Genomic DNA, 17,693 nt, shown 5'->3' on the forward strand with positions numbered 1-17,693 from the left:
CAGGAGGGCGGCGCGATGCAAGCGGATCGACCGGGGGCGCCAGCCCCTTTGCTCGGAGAGGTCGGGCCCGTCCTCAGTGGCGAGGTTCTGCAACGTGTTTTCCTGCAGAGCCATGAGGCGGTTCTGGTCTGTGACGGCGACAATCACATCGTTGCCGTCAATCCTGCCTTCGTCACGCTGACCGGCTACACGCTGGCCGAAGTGGCCGGCCAGGATCCGAAATTCCTGGCTTCCGGGCGCACCGACCAGCAGGTCTATGAATCGATGTGGCAGGCGCTGCAAGAAAAGGGTTTCTGGCAGGGCGAAATCTGGGACCGGCGCAAGGACGGCGGTGTCTTTCCCAAGTGGGTCAGTATTTCGGCCCTGCGCGATGCTTCCGGTGTCATCCTCAACTACGTTGCCAGCTTCACCGATGTCAGCGAAAGCCGTGAAGCGGCCGACCGCCTGGTCCATCTCGCCTATCACGATCCGCTGACGCATCTGCCCAACCGCCTGGCTTTCGAGTCGCAGCTGGAGCTGGCGCTGCGCACCTGCGAGCGCGACAACAGCCAGATTGCGCTGATGCTGATCGACCTCGATCGCTTCAAGAACATCAACGACACGCTCGGTCACCACGTTGGCGACGGTTTGCTCCGCCAGGTGGCCTTGCGTCTGCGCGAAAGCGTGCGGGCCAGCGACATCGTCGCCCGCCTCGGCGGCGACGAGTTTACCGTCGTGCTGCCCGACATCGATTCGGCGCTGACCGCGGCCAGTGTCGCCGGCAAGCTGCAGCGTGCCCTGGCCGGTAGTTACCAGGTGGGCGAGCACACGCTGTACGCGACGCCGAGTATCGGCATCAGTGTCTTTCCCAGCGATGGTCGTGACGGCGAAACGATGTTGCGCAATGCCGATACGGCGATGTACCACGCCAAGAACGCCGGGCGCGACAACTACCAGTTTTACGCAGCACGCATGAACGAGGCGGCCGGTGAGCGGCTGCAGATGGAAAATGCGCTGCGCCATGCCGTGTCCAGCATCACGCCGGAGTCCAGCCAGTTCTCGCTGCACTTCCAGCCGCAGATGCACATCGAATCCGGGCGCATTGTCGGTCTCGAGGCGCTGGCGCGCTGGAATCACCCGACGCTCGGCCAGGTGCCGCCGACCCGCTTCATCGCCATCGCCGAAGAAACCGGCCTGATCCTGCCGCTCGGCGACTGGGTGTTCTGGGAAAGTTGCCGTCATATCAGTGCCTTGCGCAAGGCGGGCATCGCCGACATTCGCGTCGCGATCAACATCTCGGCGCAGCAGTTGCGCCACGAGAACCTGCCCTTCGTCGTGCGCGGTGCGCTCGCCTGCTACGACCTGCAGCCGTCCGACATCGAACTGGAGATCACCGAGAGCACGGCGATGCAGAACCCGGAAGTGACGCTGGAAATTCTCAACCAGTTCTCCGACATGGGCATCGTGCTCGCCATCGACGATTTCGGCACCGGCTACTCGTCACTCGCCTATCTCAAGCATCTGCCGATTCATCGTCTGAAGCTCGACCGCTCCTTCGTCAAGGACATCGAAACCGACATCAACGACAAGGCGATCTGCTCGGCTACCGTGGCGCTTGGCCACAACCTCGGCCTCGAGCTGGTTGCCGAAGGCGTTGAAACGATCGAGCAGCGCGACTTCCTCGCCCGGCTGGGTTGCGACGTGCTGCAGGGCTTCCTGTACAGCAAGCCGATGCCCGCTGATCAGGTGGTTGATTACCTGCGCGGCATGGCGGCGCCGGGTGTCTGCGCGGCCAATGCCGTGCCCAGGCAAGCCTAGCGGATCACCTTGCGCCACTCGGCTTCGAAGTAGCGCACCAGCACCTGGTTGTTCAGGCGGTTGACCTCGGCCGGCAGGCGTTCCATGTCGGCCGGGAAGGTGAACAGGGCGGGTTGCGTTTCCGGCGTCAAAAAGCGGGTTTTCTGCCGGTCGACCGGTACGGGAACGAATTTCTGGCGACCGGCGATGATGAAACCCCATTCCCCGAAGGATGGCACCAGTGCGTGGTAGGGCGCCGTTTTCAGGCCGACATCCTCAAGTGTCACGACCACGCACCAGAAGGATAGACGGGCATAGAGCGGCGACGTCGACTGGACGACGAGCAGGCCGTTGGCCGACAGGCGCTTTTCCAGCAGACGGTAGAAGGCGGCGGTGTACAGCTTGCCGATGGCGAAATTGCTCGGGTCGGGAAAGTCGACGACGATGAAGTCGAAATAGTCGTGGCTGTTTTCCAGCCATTGCAGCGCATCGGCATTGATCACCTCGACGCGCGGCGACTTCAGCGAGTTTTCGTTGAGCGCGGTCAGTGCCGGTGCCGTCGAGAAAAGATTGGTCATGGCCGGATCGAGATCGACCAGGGTGACTTTCTCGATCGCCGGATATTTCAGGATTTCGCGCACCGCCAGGCCGTCGCCGCCGCCCAGCACGAGCACGCGGCGCGCCGCCGGCAGGCTGGCCAGGCCGGGATGGACGAGCGCCTCGTGGTAGCGGTATTCGTCGTGCGAGGAAAACTGCAGGTTGTTGTTGAGGAAGAGGCGCAGATCGTCGTGCCAGCGGGTGACGACGATGCGCTGGTAGGGCGTGGTTTCGGTATGGATGATGTCGTCGGCGTAGAGATGGGCTTCCGCCATCGAAGTCAGCTGGCCGGCGCCGGCGAAGCCGGCGACGAGCAGGGCGAACACCGACCACGACTGCAGCGCCAGCCAGCGTCGCGCCGGCAGCTGGGCGCGGAAGAGGTGCAGCGCCCAGAGCGCGACGCCAACATTGAGCAGGCCGAAGAGCAGGCCGGTGCGGACCATGCCGAGATGCGGTGCGAGGACCAGCGGAAACAGGATGGAGACGGCCAGCGCGCCGAGATAGTCGAAAGTGAGCACTTGCGACACGAGATCCTTGAAGTCGAGATCGCGCTTCAGGATGCGCATGACGAGCGGGATTTCCAGGCCGACCAGAACGCCGACGCCAAACACTGCGAGATAGAGCAGCAGCTTGAACGGACCGGCCAGCCACGTGAATACGAGAAACAGGCCGATTGCCGAAAAGCCGCCGAGCAGGCCGACCAGCAGCTCGATCTGGATGAAGCGGCCGATCAGGTCGCGCGTGATGTATTTCGACAGCCAGGAGCCGGCGCCCATCGCGAACAGGTAGGTGCCGATCACCGTCGAGAACTGCATCACCGAATCGCCGAGCAGGTAGGACGCCAGGGCGCCGGCGATCAGCTCGTAGGCCAGGCCGCAGGAGGCGATGACGAAAACCGAGAAGAGCAGGGCGTGGCGCATGGACGATGACGAAGGGATGGCTCGGGCCGATATTGTGCCCCGAATCGGGAACGTCGCCGCCGGCTTTCGGTCAGAAACAGCACCAGTACCAGAACCCGCGCCGGAGCTTTTCCGGATTTTGCCCTTTTGCGAGCGTCGACCGTGTCCATCAGACTTTTCCTGGTTTCCCTGCTTGCCGCTCTGTCCATGCCCTCGCTGGCGGCCGAGTACGTGATCGATCCGACCCACACCTACGCCAGTTTTGAAATCGACCACATGGGCTTTTCCACCCAGCGCGGGCGTTTCAACCGGACTTCCGGCAAGGTCAGCTTCGACGAAACGGTGCCGGGCGGCAGTATCGACATCCGCATCGACGCGGCATCGCTCGATACCGGCTTTGCGCTGCGCGATGACGTGTTGCGCGGCGAGCAATGGTTCAATGCGGCGAGCTTTCCCGATGTGTTGTTCCGCAGCCAGCGCTTTGTCTTTGACGGCACCCGCCCGGTCGCGGTCGAGGGGACGCTGATGCTGCTTGGTGAAATCCGGCCGGTGCGCCTGGAAATCAGTCGCTTCAAGTGCGGCTTCAACCTGCTGCTGCGTCAGCGTGGTTGCGGTGCCGATGCGCAGGGCGTGTTGCGCCGCTCCGATTTCGGCATGAATACGGGCCTGCCCTTCATCGGCGACGAGGTGCGCCTGCGCATCCAGGTCGAGGCGTACCAGAGCGGCGGCTGATCTGCGCTTTTTGCCCGTTTCCGGCGGTCGACCGTCTGGCGTCGTGCCGGCGCCGAAACCGCCGGGCGACTTACTAAAGTCATGTGCTATCAGCCTCTTTCTGCGAAAATAGCACCCCCCCATTTGCTGTATCCGGAAACCCATGTCCCCGTTGCCTGCCATTGCCAATACCGCCGAAATCGTTGCCGAGCTCAAGGCCGGCCGCATGGTCATCCTGGTCGATGAAGAAGATCGCGAAAACGAGGGCGACCTCGTCATGGCCGCCGAGCACATCACGCCGGAAGCGATCAATTTCATGGCCAAGTATGGCCGCGGCCTGATCTGCCTGACCCTGACCGAAGCGCATTGCAAGAAGCTGGGCCTGGTGCAGATGGCGCGCAACAACAAGACCCAGTACGGCACCGCCTTCACCGTTTCGATCGAAGCCGCCGAAGGCGTCACCACCGGCATTTCCGCGGCCGACCGCTCGCACACCATCCGCACCGCCGTGGCCCGCAACGTGGTCGCCGACGACATCGTGCAGCCCGGTCACGTCTTCCCGATCACCGCCCGCGAAGGCGGCGTCCTGGTTCGCGCCGGGCATACCGAAGCCGGTTGCGACCTGGCCGGCATGGCCGGCCTGCAGCCGTCCTCTGTGATCTGCGAGATCATGAACGATGACGGCACGATGGCCCGCCTGCCGGAGCTGATCGAGTTCGCCAAGGCGCACGGCCTGAAGATCGGCACCATCGCCGACCTGATCCACTACCGCGCCGCTTCCGAAACCCTGGTCGAGCGCGTCACCAGCAAGCCGGTGGCGACGGCGCACGGCGAATTCACGCTGCACGCCTATGTCGACCGCGCCAGCGGCGCCACCCACCTGGCCCTGGTCAAGGGCGAGATCCCGGCCGGCGGCGAAACCCTGGTGCGCGTGCATGAGCCGCTCTCGGTGCTCGATTTCATCGATCCGGCCAGCAAGCAGCAATCCTTCTCGATCGACCAGGCGCAAGCCGCGCTGGCCAAGCATGGCCACGGCGTCATCGTCCTGCTGCACCGTCCGGAAGACAGCGAGGCGCTGCTCACCCGCCTGACCGGCAAGACGCCGCAGGCCCCCGCCAAGTGGGACCCTCGTTCCTACGGCATCGGCGCGCAGATCCTGCGCGATCTCGGTGTCACCAAAATGCGCCTGCTTTCCAGCCCGCGCAAAATGCCTTCCATGACCGGCTTCCAGCTTGAAGTTACCGGTTTCGTCACCTCACCTGCGGAGCTCTAAACCATGGCCCGGTTCGACAATATTTTTGAATACGACAACAACCTGGACGGCACCGGCCTCAAGGTCGGCATCGTGATGTCCCGTTTCAATCTGCCGGTCTGCGAAGGCCTGCTCTCGTCCTGCGTCAATGAGCTGAAGCGGCTCGGCGTCGCCGATGCCGATATGGCGATCGCCAACGTACCGGGTGCGCTGGAAATCCCGCTGGTCCTGCAAAGCATGGCGCAAAGCGGCTGTTTCGATGCGCTGGTGGCGCTCGGCGCGGTCATCCGCGGCGACACCTACCACTTTGAAGTGGTTTCCAACGACGCCTGCCGCGCCATCATGGAAGTCCAGCTCGATACCGGCGTGCCGATCGCCAACGGTATCCTGACCTGCGATACCGACGAGCAGGCCGAAGTCCGCATGCAACCCAAGGGCGCCGATTGCGCCCAGGCCGCCGTCGAGATGGCCAATCTTCAGAAGGCACTTTTCGAATGACCACATTTCTCAGCGACAGCGAACATCCCCACGACGTCAAGGAGCCGCCCAAGTCGGCTCGCCGCCGTGCCCGCGAATTCGTCCTGCAGGGCCTCTACCAGTGGCGCGTCGGCGGTGCCGACGAGGCTTCCATCGAAGCCTACGCACCGGAACAGGAAGGCTTCGCCAAGGCTGACCGCGAATTCTTCGTCGGCACGCTGCGTGGCGTCATTGCCCAGCGCGAAGCCTTGGTTTCGCAGATCACCGCCCACCTCGACCGGCCGTTCAGCGAACTGTCGCCGATCGAAGCCTGCGTGCTGATGCTCGGCTGCTTCGAGATGCTGCATCACCCGGAAACGCCGTACCGCGTCATCATCAACGAGGCGATCGAGCTGGCCAAGGCCTTCGGCGGTACCGACGGCCACAAGTACGTCAATGGCGTGCTCGACAAGGTCGCCCTCGGCGCCCGTCCGGACGAAGTTACCGCCAAGAAGAAGGCCCACTGAAACGATGGCCGGTGAGTTCGCGCTGATCGACCGCTACTTCGCAAGGCCGACACCCTCGGCCGTGCTCGGTCCCGGCGACGATTGCGCGCTGCTGCAGCCGTCGCCCGGCATGCAGCTGGCGGTGACCACCGACATGCTGGTCGCCGGCACGCATTTTCTGCCCGATACCGATCCGAAGAACCTCGGCTGGAAGGCGCTCGCCGTCAATCTGTCCGATCTCGCCGCGATGGGCGCCAAACCGCGCTGGGTGACGCTGGCCGGTGCGCTGCCAGTCCCCCAAGGGGACTTCCTCCGGGGCGCGGTCGACGAGGCGTGGATAGGCAAATTCGCCGAAGGCTTTTTTGCCTGTGCCAGTGAATACGGCGTCGATGTGGTCGGTGGCGACACCACCAGGGGGCCGCTCAACCTGTGTGTCACCGCCATGGGCGAAGTTGCCCCCGGCCAGGCGCTGCGTCGTGATGGCGCGCAGCCCGGTGACCAGATCTGGGTTTCCGGCCGGCCTGGCCTGGCCAGTCTCGGCCTCGCCCTGCTCCAGGGCCGCATCGAACTGCCCGAACCCTGGCCGCGCCTGTGCATCGGCGCGCTGGAAAAGCCGCGGCCGCGCGTTGCGCTCGGCCTGGCGCTGCGCGGTGTGGCGAGCGCAGCGATCGATGTTTCGGACGGCCTGCTCGCCGATCTCGGTCATGTCGCCGAACGTTCCGGCTGCGCTGCCAACGTCAAGCTGGTCCAGCTGCCGCACTTGCCCAAGGGCGAAAGCTACGACGCGGTGCTGCGCAAAATGGCCCTCGAATGCCAGTTGACCGGTGGCGACGACTACGAACTCTGCTTTACCGCGCCGTTTGCGCAGCATCTGGCGCTCGGCCGGATTGCCGCCGAACTCGAACTGCCGCTGTGGTGCATCGGCGAAATGACGGCCGGCCCGGCCGGTACGGTGACCGTCCTTGATCCGGACGACAAGCCGGTCGAGTTCGACAGCAAAGGTTACGACCACTTTGCCTGAAAGCATGCGCCCCGCGCCCAGCCGCAAGTTCCTGCTCGCCAGCCCGGCCCACTTCCTGGCGCTCGGTTGCGGCAGCGGTCTGGCACCGAAGGCGCCGGGGACTTTCGGTACCCTGTTCGCCTGGGCCTCTTTCCTGCTCTTTCGCCCGTACTGCAGCGATGCGCTGCTGCTCGGCCTGTTTGCAGCGGCCTACTTGCTCGGTATCTGGATCATCGACGTCACCGGGCGCGCCCTCGGCGACCCGGATCACGGCAGCATCGTCTGGGACGAGATAGTCCCGTTCTGGCTGGTCCTCTTGCTGACGCCGGATACCTTCTTCTGGCAACTGGCGGCTTTCATGCTGTTCCGCTATTTCGACATCACCAAGCCGCAACCGGCGCGCTATTTCGATACGCACGTCAAGAACGGCTTTGGCGTCATGGCCGACGATCTTGTTGCGGCCGGCTATACATTGCTCGCCCTGGCCCTGCTCAAAATCGCACTTTCCTGAGCGTCGACCGCCGGGCGGCATAGAATGGCCGTATCCATTTCGTCAGGAGCCCTGCCATGAGCCACAAGCATGCCCACCTGATGCGCAGCATCTTCCAGGATCCGCCGTCGGCCAATATTCACTGGCGGGAAATCGAATCCCTGCTCAACCACCTCGGTGCCGAGGTCGAACCGGCGCACGGGCGCTGCAAGGTGACGCTGAACAAGGTCGAGACTTTCCTGCATCCGCCGCATGGCGGCAGCACCTGCAGCCGGACCGACATCAAGGCGGTGCGCGAGATGCTGCTGCACGCCGGGATCACGCTGGCCGCTTATGAGAGTGGCAGTTAAGGCCAAATGAAAAGGGCGCCGCAGCGCCCTCAAATATCAACTAATAGCTGGATCCTCAATCCCGGATCCTGACGCTCAGTCTTCCTTCTCGTACACCACGTCGGCACGGCGGTTTTCGGCCCAGGACTCTTCGTCATGACCCTTCAGCTTCGGCCGCGATTCGCCCAGGGTCTTGATCTTGACCTGCTTTTCCGCGGCGCCGTTGCTGATGATGGCCTGGCGGACATTGTCGGCACGCTTCTGGCCGAGGCGGGTGTTGTAGCCGGCCGGGCCGCGTTCGTCGGCATTGCCTTCGATGCGCACCTGCGCGGCCGGGTGGCTGGCCAGGTAGCGGCCGTGCGCCTGCAGCGCCGGCTCGAATTCGGCCTTGACGGCCGCGTTGTCGAGGTCGAAATAGACGCTGCGCTGCGTGCGCAGGCCATTTTCATCCATCTTGATCGGGGCGTCGTCGGTGGCCTTGGCAATGGCACTGGCGGGAGCGCCTTCGCCTTGCAGTTCGGCCGGTACCGGCTGGCCAAGCAGGCCGGGATGAACGCGCAGCGCGCCGCTTTGCGAAATATGCTTGCTGACCGGGATGTCCCTGGTTGAAGCACAGGCGGTCAACAGGACGGAAAGCAGTAGGGTGGCAGGCAGGGTGGCGCGCATGGTGGGTTCGGCTGCGTATAGGAAGGCGAATGATAGCCGCTTGGGGGGCTTACGAACAGGCCTTGCTATTCCTGTGGGGATTTATATTCCGCGAGGGGATAAATAAATTCGAAACCTGTCTTTGTGGCTATAAGGATGTCGTCTAAATTAGCATTCATTAATTCATGAGGTGAACCATGACCCGATTCCATCGTTCCATTTCCGGCCTGCTGCTTGCCCTGGTTGCCGGTGCCGCCCTGGCCGATGCCAGCCTGCTCAATTCCTCCTACGACGTGGCGCGCGACGTCTACAAGGACTACAACCCGCTGTTCCAGAAATACTGGAAGCAGAAGACCGGTGAAACCCTCGAACTGAAGCAGTCGCACGGCGGCTCGTCGAAACAGGTGCGTGCCGTTGCCGACGGTCTGGAAGCCGATGTGGTGACCATGAACCAGGCCAACGACATCGAGTTCCTCGCCGAGAAGGGCCTGGTCGCCAAGGACTGGACGAAAAAATTCCCGAACAATGCCTCGCCCTATACCTCGGCCATGGTCTTCATCGTGCGCAAGGGCAATCCGAAGGCGATCAAGGACTGGTCCGATGTCGCCGCACCGGGTGTGCAGATGATCATTCCGCATCCGAAGAACACCGGCAACGGCCGCAATACCTATCTCTCGGCCTGGGCCTGGGCCCTCAAGCAGCCTGGTGGCAACGATGCCAAGGCGCAGGAATTCCTCGGCAAACTGCTGAAGAATGCGCCGCTCTTCGCTGCCGGTGGCCGTGATGCGACGACAACCTTCATGCAGCGCGGTCTGGGCGACGTGCTGATCACCTTCGAGTCCGAGGCCGAAATGATCGCCAAGGAATTCGGCAAGGGCAATTTCGAAGTCGTCTATCCCAGCCTGACGCTGCAGACCGAGTTCCCGGTCGCCGTGGTCGAGAAGGTCGTGGACAAGAAGGGAACCCGCAAGCAGGCACAGGCCTACCTGGAATACCTGTGGTCCAAGGAAGGCCAGGAGAACGCCGCGCAGAACTACCTGCGCCCGCGTGATGCCGAACTGCTCAAGAAGTACGCCGCACAGTTCCCGCCGGTCAAGACCTTCACCGTCGATGAAGTGTTCGGCAATGCCAACAAGGCGTTTTCGACCCACTTCAAGGACGGCGGCAGCTTCGACCAGATCTACGTGCAGAAATAAATGACGACAAAAACCCACCGCGTGTTGCCCGGCTTCGGTCTGGCGCTGGGCTACACGCTGGTCTATCTCTCGCTGCTCATCCTGCTGCCGCTCGGCGGCATGATCCTCAAGGCGTCCGAGCTCGGTTTCGGCCAGATCATCGATATAGCTCTTGGCGAACGTTCGCTGGCCGCTTTCCGGGTGACCTTCGGCGCCTCGCTGGTCGCCGCCAGCATCAACGCCTTTTTCGGCCTGATCGTGGCGTGGATCCTGGTGCGCTATCCCTTCCCCGGCAAGCGCTTCGTCGATGCCCTGGTTGATCTGCCCTTCGCCCTGCCGACGGCGGTGGCCGGCATCACGCTGGCGACGCTCTACGCCGGCAATGGCTGGCTCGGCCGGTACATCGAGCCGCTCGGCTTCAAGGTTGCCTACACGCCGCTCGGCATTGTCGTCGCACTGACCTTCATCACCCTGCCTTTCGTCGTGCGTACCTTGCAACCGGTGATCGAGGACATCGAAACCGAAGTCGAGGAGGCGGCTGCCTCGCTCGGCGCCTCGCGCTGGCAGACTTTCGTCAAGGTGATCTTCCCGGCCATCTTCCCGGCCCTGCTCACCGGTTTTGCGCTGGCTTTCGCGCGCGCCGTCGGCGAATATGGCTCGGTGATCTTCATCGCCGGCAACCTGCCGCTGATTTCGGAAATCACGCCCTTGCTGATCATCTCCAAGCTCGAGCAATACGACGTGCTGGGCGCCACGGCGCTGGCCGTGGTCATGCTGGCGCTGTCCTTCATGCTGTTGCTGACGGTGAACGTTCTGCAATGGTGGGCGGCGAATCGCCACAAGAACAACGAGCCGCTCGAAGCCGCCGCCGGCCGGGCCGCGGGAGGTGCGCAATGAAATCGACGCGTGCCACGCAGGAGCCGGTCTGGGTCCGCTATACGCTGCTCGCCATCGGCCTCGGCTTCCTGTTCTTCTTCCTCGGTCTGCCGCTGCTCGCCGTTTTTGTCGAGGCACTGGCGCAGGGCGTGCCTATTTATCTCGAAGCGCTCAAGGAGCCGGAAACGGCTTCCGCCATCGGGTTGACCGTTGGCATCGCGCTGGCCGTGCTGCCCTTCAATATCGCTTTTGGTGTCGCTGCCGCCTGGGCCATCGCCAAGTTCGAGTTTCGCGGCAAGGCGCTGCTGATCACGCTGATCGATCTGCCGTTCGCGCTTAGCCCGGTCGTTGCCGGCCTGATCTTCATCCTGCTTTTCGGTTCGCAGGGGACGTTCGGGCCATGGCTGTCCGAGCACGACATCAAGATCATCTTTGCCGTGCCCGGCATGATCCTCGCCACCTTGTTCATCACCTTCCCCTTCATTGCGCGCGAGCTGATTCCGCTGATGCAGGCGCAGGGCAAGGACGAGGAAGAGGCGGCGGTGTCGCTCGGCGCTTCCGGCTGGCAGATGTTCCGCCGCGTCACGCTGCCCAACATCAAGTGGGGCCTGCTCTACGGCGTGATCCTGTCGAATGCCCGGGCGATGGGCGAGTTCGGCGCGGTGTCGGTGGTCTCCGGCCACATCCGCGGTGAAACCAATACCCTGCCGCTGCATGTCGAGATTCTCTACAACGAATACAACGCCATCGGCGCCTTTGCCGCGGCTTCCATCCTCGCCTTGCTGGCGCTGGTCACGCTGGTCGCCAAGACCATCGTTGAGTGGCGCATGAAAAAGGAGACGGAAATGCTGTCGACCGTACTGGCGCCCGAGAAAACATCATGAGTATCGAAATCCGCAACATCTCCAAGCGCTTCGGCAATTTCGTCGCGCTCGACAACATCAATCTCGCTATTCCGACCGGCGAACTGGTCGCGCTGCTCGGCCCGTCCGGCTGCGGCAAGACGACGCTGCTGCGGATCATCGCCGGTATGGAAAGCGCCGACCAAGGCGAAATCCTGTTCTCCGGCGCCGAGGCGACCCACCTGCATGCGCGCGAGCGCGAGGTCGGTTTCGTCTTCCAGCATTACGCGTTGTTCCGCCACATGACGGTGTTCGAGAATGTCGCCTTCGGCCTGCGCGTCAAACCGCGCAAGGAGCGGCCGAACGAGGCCGAGATCAAGCGCCGGGTCATGGAGTTGCTCGGTCTGGTCCAGCTCGACTGGCTGGCCGACCGCTACCCGTCGCAACTCTCCGGCGGCCAGCGCCAGCGCATCGCGCTGGCCCGCGCGCTCGCCGTCGAACCCAAGGTACTGCTGCTCGACGAACCGTTCGGCGCGCTCGACACCAAGGTGCGCAAGGAATTGCGTCGCTGGCTGCGCCGCCTGCACGACGAGATGCACATCTCTTCGGTGTTCGTCACGCACGACCAGGAAGAAGCGCTCGAAGTTGCCGACCGCGTCGTCGTCATGAACCATGGTCATATCGAGCAGATCGGTTCGCCCGACGAGGTTTATTCGAATCCGGCGACGCCCTTCGTCTATCAGTTCCTCGGCAACGTTAACGTGTTTCACAGCCGCGTCCAGGACGGTTATGCCGAAGTCGAGCGCAGTGAGTCGGCAGACAAGGCGACCGCTTTCGTCCGGCCGCACGACATCGAACTTTCGCATCAGCCGGCCGAAGGCGCCTTGCAGGCCAGCGTCCAGCACGTGCATCCGATCGGGCCGCTGGTCCGTGTCGAGTTGCTGCACGGTAGCGAGATCGTCGAGGTCGAGTTGTCGCGCGAACGGCACGAGGCCCTGCAACTGGCGGTGGGCCAGCAGGTCTGGTTCCGGCCGCGCCAGATGAAGGTGTTCGGCGCGGACGCCGCACGGTCGACCGGCGAAAAACAGGCATTTCTGTTCTAGGCGCCGGCGGCGGCCGAGGGCGTCCGGTCGTCGCAGCCTGCGCCGGGCCGGAGAGCCGGTCGCCCGGGTGCTATAATCGCCCCCCGTTTACCCGCGCCTCGGCTTATTCCGGTGATCTTTACCCTCGGCATCAACCACCATTCGGCTCCGCTTGCCATTCGCGAGCGGGTGGCTTTTGGCGCCGAAAAGCTGCAGCACGCGCTGGCCGACCTGACGCGCAGCCAGCCGGTGCGCGAGGTGGCGATCCTGTCCACCTGCAATCGCACCGAGATCTACTGTTCCGCCGAGACGCCGGAAGTGGTGATCGACTGGCTGGCGCGCTACCACGGCGTCGAGCGCAGCGAGATTGCCCCTTACCTCTATACGCACGACCAGCCCGAAGCCATCCGCCACGCCTTCCGCGTCGCCAGCGGCCTCGACTCCATGGTCATCGGCGAGCCGCAGATCCTCGGCCAGATGAAGGATGCCGTGCGCGCCGCCGAAGAGAGCGGCACGCTCGGTTCGCAATTGCACAAGCTCTTCCAGCGCTCCTTTTCGGTTGCCAAGGAAGTGCGCAGCACGACGGCGATCGGCGCCAACATCGTGTCGATGGCGGCTGCCGGTGTACATCTCGCCGAGCGCATTTTTGAATCGGTCGGCGAGCAGCGCATCCTGTTCATCGGCGCCGGCGAAATGATCGAGCTGTGCGCCGCGCATTTCTGCGCCCGCCAGCCGAAGCAGGTGACCATCGCCAACCGCACGCTGGAACGTGGTCGCGCCCTGGCCGAGCGCTATAACGGTACCGCCATCCGTCTCGACGAACTGGGTGAGCACCTGGCGCAGCACGACATCGTCGTCTCCTGTACCGCCAGCCCGCTGCCGATCATCGGTCTGGGCATGGTCGAGCGCGCCGTCAAGGCACGCCGGCACCGGCCGATGTTCATGGTCGACCTGGCCGTGCCGCGTGATATCGAGGAAGAAGTCGGCGAACTCGACGACGTCTTCCTCTATAGCGTCGATGATCTGGCCCAGGTCGTCGAAAGCGGCCTCGAATCGCGCCAGGCCGCCGTCGTCGAAGCCGAAGACATCATTGCCGCCCGCGTCCGTGATTTCCAGGCCTGGCTGCAGTCGCGTGACACCGTGCCGGTGATCCGCTCGCTGCGCGACTCGGCCGAACGCATGCGCCGGCACGAGATGGAACACGCGATGAAGCTGCTGGCCAAGGGCGAACCGGCGGAAAAAGTGCTGGAACATCTGTCGCACCGACTGACCAACAAGTTTTTGCACACGCCGACGCAGGCACTCAATCTCGCCGATGACGTCGAGCGCAACGAGTTGCAGACCGCCGCTTCAAGACTCTTCGGTCTGCACGCTGGCGACTGACTCAGCCTTCGTTGCCGGGGGCGAGTACCAGCCGGTTGCGTCCCTTGCGCTTGGCTTCCAGCAGTGACTCATCGGCGGCGCCGATCAGGTCGGAAACACTGCGGTAATCGGGCAGGGCGGCGACGCCGCAACTGAACGTGGCGCGCAGCGTGCCCTGAGTGTGGGTGTGCGGCAATTGCGAGAAGTCTTCCCTGACCTGTTCGAGCAGCGCAATGGCGCGGTTCAGCTCGACATCGGGCAGCGCAATGATGAATTCCTCGCCGCCATAACGGCCGACCAGATCAGAGTTGCGCAGGCGGCCGCGCAGCAGCCAGGCGAGGCTGCGGATGACCTGGTCGCCAACCGGGTGGCCGAAGGTGTCGTTGACCATCTTGAAACGGTCGATGTCGATCATCGCCACGACCAGTTTGCCATCCTGCCCGACGTTCTGCAGCAGGCGCTCGATCTGTTCCTTCGAGGTCGAGTGGTTGAGCAGTCCGGTCAGACTGTCATGCTGGCCGGAGTAGAGCATTTCACGGTAGCGCTCGATCTTGGTCTTGACCACGGAGGCCAGGATGATCGGATTGACCGGCTTGGTCAGGAACTGGTCGCCACCGAGGCGCAAGGCTTCGACCTGCTGCACGATGTCGGTCTCACTCGACAGGTAGATCACCGGCAGCGACTGGTAGTCGCGGATCTGGCGCAGCGCGCTGGTGACCTCGACGCCGGTGCAGAAGGGCATGTACATGTCCATCAGGATCGCGTCCGGCCGGTATTCGGCGGCGGCTTCGAGGAGCAGGCGCGGATCGTTGATGGCGCGGCTGTCGATGCCGTGCTGCGACAGCGAGCGGCGGATATGGGCGACGGCAGTCGCCGAGTCCTCGACGACCAGCACGCGGTGCATTTCCTGTTCGCGCATTTCGACCAGGTCGAGTATGCGCGACAGCACGTCGCTGACCTTGTTGCCGACCGGCACGCAGGCATCGGCGCCGGCGCGCTGCAGCAGCACGATGCTCTGCAGGTTGGAGGGCACGGCCAGGCAATAGAAGTAGCTGGTCGGGAAGCGGGTGCGCAGGGCGACGATGGCGGCGATTTCGGCCGGCGGATAGGCTCGCCCCTCGCGATCCGGAATGAAGGCGAAGGCGAGCGCAGGTTCGTTGTCTTCCGGCTGCGCGCCCCAGCGCAGGTATTCCGGCGTAAAACCGAAAAAGCTTAGCTGCTCGCCGAGCGAGCCGGCCCACGGATGGTCGGCACGCGAAACCAGGACGACCCGGCGCGGCCGGTTCCAGGTGTCTTCGCAATGTCCCTCGGCGGCATCGAGAATGCGCCGGGCGAGGACCGCCGGGGTTTCATTGCGTTGCAGTTCGGCCAGGATGATGTTCAGTTTGCGCTCGATGCCATTGGCCTGGTCGAGCGGGACTGGGTGCATGGAACTATCGGCAAACAGCGACAGCGCCGTGTTTTCGAGTTCCTGACAGGCGCGGACAAGCCCCGGCAGATGCTGGCGGTTGAGGTGCTCGGTCAACCCGTTGAGCGACAGGGTGAATTCGACAAAGGCATCGAAGTCGCCGTTGGCACGGTAGGTTTCCCAGCCTCGCTCCAGCGTTTGAGCCAGGGCAATGATGGATTGCGGAAAGTTGAACATCAGGTCTTTTTCAGAATCGCGCAATTATGCTGATGGAACGTTCCTCTGGCAATCATGTTCGCTCGCCGGGAGCTGCTGAAACCGGTTACCATTACGCCCCTTCGAACCCCCCGGCCGGCTGGCCAAAAGCAATGAAATCGAGCATTCGCCAAAAACTGGATCTGCTGGTCGATCGTCTCGACGAAATCGACCGCATGCTGTCGGCCCCGAGTACGGCCGGCGACATGGACCAGTTTCGCAAGCTGTCGCGCGAACGGGCCGAACTCGATCCGGTCATAGCCCAGTTTAACGCGTTTCGTCAGGCCGAGAACGATCTGGCCGAAGCCGAAGCAATGCGCGCCGATCCGGAGATGCGCGATTTCGCCGAAGAGGAAATCGCCGCCGCCAAGGCGCGTCTGCCCGAACTCGAAATCGAACTGCAGAAGCTGCTGCTGCCGAAAGACCCCAACGACGAGCGCAGCGTGCTGCTCGAAATCCGCGCCGGTACCGGTGGCGACGAATCGGCGCTGTTCGCCGGCGACCTCTTCCGCATGTATTCGCGCTTTGCCGAGCGGCAGCGCTGGCAGGTCGAAGTGATGTCGGCCAGTGAATCCGAGCTGGGCGGCTACCGCGAAATCATCTGCCGCATCGCCGGCAACGGCGCCTATTCGCGCCTCAAGTTCGAATCGGGCGGGCATCGCGTGCAGCGCGTGCCGGAAACCGAAACCCAGGGCCGCATCCATACCTCGGCGTGCACCGTGGCGATCATGCCGGAAGCCGACGAGGTCGAGGACGTCAATCTCAACCCGGCCGATCTGCGCATCGACACCTTCCGCGCCTCGGGCGCCGGCGGTCAACACATCAACAAGACCGATTCCGCGGTGCGCATCACGCACCTCCCGACCGGCATCGTCGCTGAATGCCAGGACGGCCGTTCGCAGCACGCCAACAAGGCGTCGGCGATGAAGGTGTTGGCGGCGCGCATCAAGGACGTGCAGGTGCGCGCGCAGCAGGCGCACATCTCGAGCACCCGCAAGAGCCTGATCGGCTCCGGCGACCGTTCCGAGCGCATCCGCACCTACAACTTCCCGCAGGGCCGGATCACCGATCACCGCATCAACCTGACGCTGTACAAGATCGCCGCGATCATGGACGGCGACATGGACGAACTGCTCGGTGCGCTCGCCGCCGAACACCAGGCCGACCTGCTGGCGGAACTCGCCGAGCAGAATTGAAAATGACGCTTTTTGAAGCGTTGACCGCGGCGCGGCAAAAAATCGACCGGCTCGATGCCCGCCTGCTGCTGCAATACGCCACCGGCTGTAGCCACACCGATCTGCTGGCGCGCCCGGAAATGCCGGTGATTGCGCCGGCTTACGCGCAATTCGCCGAGTGGGTCGAACGCCGCGCGGCCGGCGAACCTCTTGCCTATCTGGTCGGCGAGGCTGAATTCCGCGGCCGTGTCTTCCAGGTTTCGCCCGAGGTGCTGATTCCGCGCCCGGAAACCGAGGTGCTGATTGAATTGGCACTTGAACGCCTGCAAGGTCTTGAACAGCCGCGCATTCTCGATCTCGGCACCGGCTCCGGCATCGTCGCCATTTCGCTGGCGCTGGAATGTCCTGGCGCGCAAGTCACAGCGGTCGACCTGTCGGCGGGGGCAATTTCCGTCGCCCGCAACAATGCCGGCCGGCTCGGCGCCCGCATCGATTTCCGCACCGGCAGCTGGTTCGACCCGGTGCCCGGCGAGCATTTTGACCTGATCGTCTCCAACCCGCCCTACATCGCCGACGGCGACCCGCACCTGGCGCTGAACGGCCTGCCTTTCGAACCGCAGATGGCGCTTACCGACCAGGAGGCGGGCGGCAACGGTCTGGCCTGCATCCGCGCGATCGTCGCGGGCGCCGCCGCGCATCTCCCCCCCGGCTGCTGGCTGCTTTTCGAGCATGGCTACGATCAGGGCGCAGCGAGCCGGAACTTATTGGCCGCGGCCGGGCTCAAAGCGGCATTCACTCATCCCGATCTGGCCGGCATCGACCGGGTCAGCGGCGCCCATCTTTAATCAGGAGCAAGC

Annotated in this window: 18 protein-coding genes; 15 read left to right on the forward strand and 3 right to left on the reverse strand. The window is 63.7% G+C overall.

Annotation, left to right across the window (positions count from 1 at the left end):
• Window positions 1–15: 15 nt before the first annotated feature.
• The gene (locus KIG99_RS12635) at window positions 16–1,797 is read left to right on the forward strand and encodes a putative bifunctional diguanylate cyclase/phosphodiesterase (RefSeq protein WP_226460479.1); all 1,782 of its coding nucleotides are present in this window, start codon (window positions 16–18) and stop codon (window positions 1,795–1,797) included.
• Here KIG99_RS12635 and KIG99_RS12640 read toward each other — a convergent pair.
• A complete protein-coding gene (locus KIG99_RS12640; RefSeq protein ID WP_319002382.1) occupies window positions 1,794–3,548 on the reverse strand; it encodes a polyamine aminopropyltransferase in 1,755 nt (584 codons plus the stop codon). The genes KIG99_RS12635 and KIG99_RS12640 overlap by 4 nt on opposite strands.
• On the opposite strand from KIG99_RS12640, the gene KIG99_RS12645 reads away from it, so the two are divergent.
• From KIG99_RS12645 to KIG99_RS12675, 7 genes are all read left to right on the forward strand, one after another.
• The gene (locus KIG99_RS12645; RefSeq protein WP_226460481.1) at window positions 3,435–4,004 is read left to right on the forward strand and encodes a YceI family protein; all 570 of its coding nucleotides are present in this window, start codon (window positions 3,435–3,437) and stop codon (window positions 4,002–4,004) included. The two genes, KIG99_RS12640 and KIG99_RS12645, sit on opposite strands and share 114 nt — an antisense overlap.
• Window positions 4,005–4,155: 151 nt before the next feature.
• On the forward strand, window positions 4,156–5,256 hold the full coding sequence (gene ribBA / locus KIG99_RS12650; RefSeq protein ID WP_226461825.1) for a bifunctional 3,4-dihydroxy-2-butanone-4-phosphate synthase/GTP cyclohydrolase II: 1,101 nt from the start codon (window positions 4,156–4,158) through the stop codon (window positions 5,254–5,256).
• Window positions 5,257–5,259: 3 nt separating this feature from the next.
• Window positions 5,260–5,733 (forward strand): 6,7-dimethyl-8-ribityllumazine synthase, encoded by a 474-nt coding sequence (gene ribH / locus KIG99_RS12655; RefSeq protein ID WP_226460482.1) that lies wholly within the window; start codon window positions 5,260–5,262, stop codon window positions 5,731–5,733.
• Window positions 5,730–6,218, forward strand: coding sequence for a transcription antitermination factor NusB (gene nusB, locus KIG99_RS12660; RefSeq protein WP_226460483.1), 489 nt, complete (start codon window positions 5,730–5,732; stop codon window positions 6,216–6,218). The genes ribH and nusB overlap by 4 nt, the downstream gene beginning before the upstream one ends.
• Before the next feature lie 4 nt (window positions 6,219–6,222).
• Complete coding sequence (gene thiL, locus KIG99_RS12665; protein ID WP_226460484.1) at window positions 6,223–7,218, forward strand: thiamine-phosphate kinase; 996 nt, start codon at window positions 6,223–6,225, stop codon at window positions 7,216–7,218.
• A 4-nt stretch (window positions 7,219–7,222) separates the two neighbouring features.
• A complete protein-coding gene (locus KIG99_RS12670) occupies window positions 7,223–7,708 on the forward strand; it encodes a phosphatidylglycerophosphatase A family protein (RefSeq protein WP_226460485.1) in 486 nt (161 codons plus the stop codon).
• Between the two features lie 56 nt (window positions 7,709–7,764).
• Window positions 7,765–8,037 carry a type II toxin-antitoxin system HicA family toxin gene (locus tag KIG99_RS12675; RefSeq protein WP_226442317.1) on the forward strand — a complete coding sequence of 91 codons (273 nt, stop codon included), beginning with the start codon at window positions 7,765–7,767 and terminating at the stop codon, window positions 8,035–8,037.
• Window positions 8,038–8,112: 75 nt separating this feature from the next.
• On the opposite strand, the gene KIG99_RS12680 is transcribed toward KIG99_RS12675, so the two are convergent.
• Complete coding sequence (locus tag KIG99_RS12680) at window positions 8,113–8,682, reverse strand: OmpA family protein (RefSeq protein WP_226460486.1); 570 nt, start codon at window positions 8,680–8,682, stop codon at window positions 8,113–8,115.
• Window positions 8,683–8,858: 176 nt separating this feature from the next.
• On the opposite strand from KIG99_RS12680, the gene KIG99_RS12685 reads away from it, so the two are divergent.
• The 5 genes from KIG99_RS12685 to hemA all read left to right on the forward strand — a co-directional run bounded on the left by KIG99_RS12685 (window position 8,859) and on the right by hemA (window position 14,019).
• Window positions 8,859–9,857, forward strand: coding sequence for a sulfate ABC transporter substrate-binding protein (locus KIG99_RS12685; RefSeq protein WP_226460487.1), 999 nt, complete (start codon window positions 8,859–8,861; stop codon window positions 9,855–9,857).
• Entirely contained in the window at window positions 9,858–10,733 is an 876-nt protein-coding gene (gene cysT, locus KIG99_RS12690) for a sulfate ABC transporter permease subunit CysT (protein ID WP_226460488.1), read from the forward strand.
• Window positions 10,730–11,596: a sulfate ABC transporter permease subunit CysW gene (gene cysW, locus KIG99_RS12695; protein WP_226460489.1), complete on the forward strand. Its 867-nt coding sequence runs from the start codon at window positions 10,730–10,732 to the stop codon at window positions 11,594–11,596. The genes cysT and cysW overlap by 4 nt, the downstream gene beginning before the upstream one ends.
• Window positions 11,593–12,657 carry a sulfate/molybdate ABC transporter ATP-binding protein gene (locus tag KIG99_RS12700; RefSeq protein ID WP_226460490.1) on the forward strand — a complete coding sequence of 355 codons (1,065 nt, stop codon included), beginning with the start codon at window positions 11,593–11,595 and terminating at the stop codon, window positions 12,655–12,657. The genes cysW and KIG99_RS12700 overlap by 4 nt, the downstream gene beginning before the upstream one ends.
• Before the next feature lie 111 nt (window positions 12,658–12,768).
• Window positions 12,769–14,019, forward strand: coding sequence for a glutamyl-tRNA reductase (gene hemA, locus KIG99_RS12705; RefSeq protein WP_226460491.1), 1,251 nt, complete (start codon window positions 12,769–12,771; stop codon window positions 14,017–14,019).
• 1 nt (window position 14,020) lies between these two features.
• Here hemA and KIG99_RS12710 read toward each other — a convergent pair whose 3' ends face one another.
• On the reverse strand, window positions 14,021–15,643 hold the full coding sequence (locus tag KIG99_RS12710) for a GGDEF domain-containing response regulator (protein WP_226460492.1): 1,623 nt from the start codon (window positions 15,641–15,643) through the stop codon (window positions 14,021–14,023).
• 131 nt (window positions 15,644–15,774) lie between these two features.
• Between KIG99_RS12710 and prfA the strand changes: the two genes are divergently transcribed.
• On the forward strand, window positions 15,775–16,857 hold the full coding sequence (gene prfA, locus KIG99_RS12715; protein ID WP_226460493.1) for a peptide chain release factor 1: 1,083 nt from the start codon (window positions 15,775–15,777) through the stop codon (window positions 16,855–16,857).
• A 2-nt stretch (window positions 16,858–16,859) separates the two neighbouring features.
• Window positions 16,860–17,681, forward strand: a complete 822-nt coding sequence (prmC, locus tag KIG99_RS12720) for a peptide chain release factor N(5)-glutamine methyltransferase (RefSeq protein WP_226460494.1) — start codon at window positions 16,860–16,862, stop codon at window positions 17,679–17,681.
• Window positions 17,682–17,693 lie beyond the last annotated feature (12 nt).

Origin of the sequence: Quatrionicoccus australiensis, assembly GCF_020510425.1 — a bacterium.
GTDB classification, from domain to species: domain Bacteria; phylum Pseudomonadota; class Gammaproteobacteria; order Burkholderiales; family Rhodocyclaceae; genus Azonexus; species Azonexus australiensis_A.

Bases quoted from the DNA above. Each gene is read 5' to 3' on its own strand.
- KIG99_RS12635 (WP_226460479.1), top strand. From the start codon at position 16: ATGCAAGCGGATCGACCGGGGGCGCCAGCCCCTTTGCTCGGAGAGGTC.
- ribH (WP_226460482.1), top strand. From the start codon at position 5,260: ATGGCCCGGTTCGACAATATTTTTGAATACGACAACAACCTGGACGGC.
- nusB (WP_226460483.1), top strand. From the start codon at position 5,730: ATGACCACATTTCTCAGCGACAGCGAACATCCCCACGACGTCAAGGAG.
- thiL (WP_226460484.1), top strand. From the start codon at position 6,223: ATGGCCGGTGAGTTCGCGCTGATCGACCGCTACTTCGCAAGGCCGACA.
- KIG99_RS12670 (WP_226460485.1), top strand. From the start codon at position 7,223: ATGCGCCCCGCGCCCAGCCGCAAGTTCCTGCTCGCCAGCCCGGCCCAC.
- KIG99_RS12675 (WP_226442317.1), top strand. From the start codon at position 7,765: ATGAGCCACAAGCATGCCCACCTGATGCGCAGCATCTTCCAGGATCCG.
- KIG99_RS12680 (WP_226460486.1), bottom strand. From the start codon at position 8,682: ATGCGCGCCACCCTGCCTGCCACCCTACTGCTTTCCGTCCTGTTGACC.
- KIG99_RS12685 (WP_226460487.1), top strand. From the start codon at position 8,859: ATGACCCGATTCCATCGTTCCATTTCCGGCCTGCTGCTTGCCCTGGTT.
- cysT (WP_226460488.1), top strand. From the start codon at position 9,858: ATGACGACAAAAACCCACCGCGTGTTGCCCGGCTTCGGTCTGGCGCTG.
- cysW (WP_226460489.1), top strand. From the start codon at position 10,730: ATGAAATCGACGCGTGCCACGCAGGAGCCGGTCTGGGTCCGCTATACG.
- KIG99_RS12700 (WP_226460490.1), top strand. From the start codon at position 11,593: ATGAGTATCGAAATCCGCAACATCTCCAAGCGCTTCGGCAATTTCGTC.
- KIG99_RS12710 (WP_226460492.1), bottom strand. From the start codon at position 15,643: ATGTTCAACTTTCCGCAATCCATCATTGCCCTGGCTCAAACGCTGGAG.
- prfA (WP_226460493.1), top strand. From the start codon at position 15,775: ATGAAATCGAGCATTCGCCAAAAACTGGATCTGCTGGTCGATCGTCTC.
- prmC (WP_226460494.1), top strand. From the start codon at position 16,860: ATGACGCTTTTTGAAGCGTTGACCGCGGCGCGGCAAAAAATCGACCGG.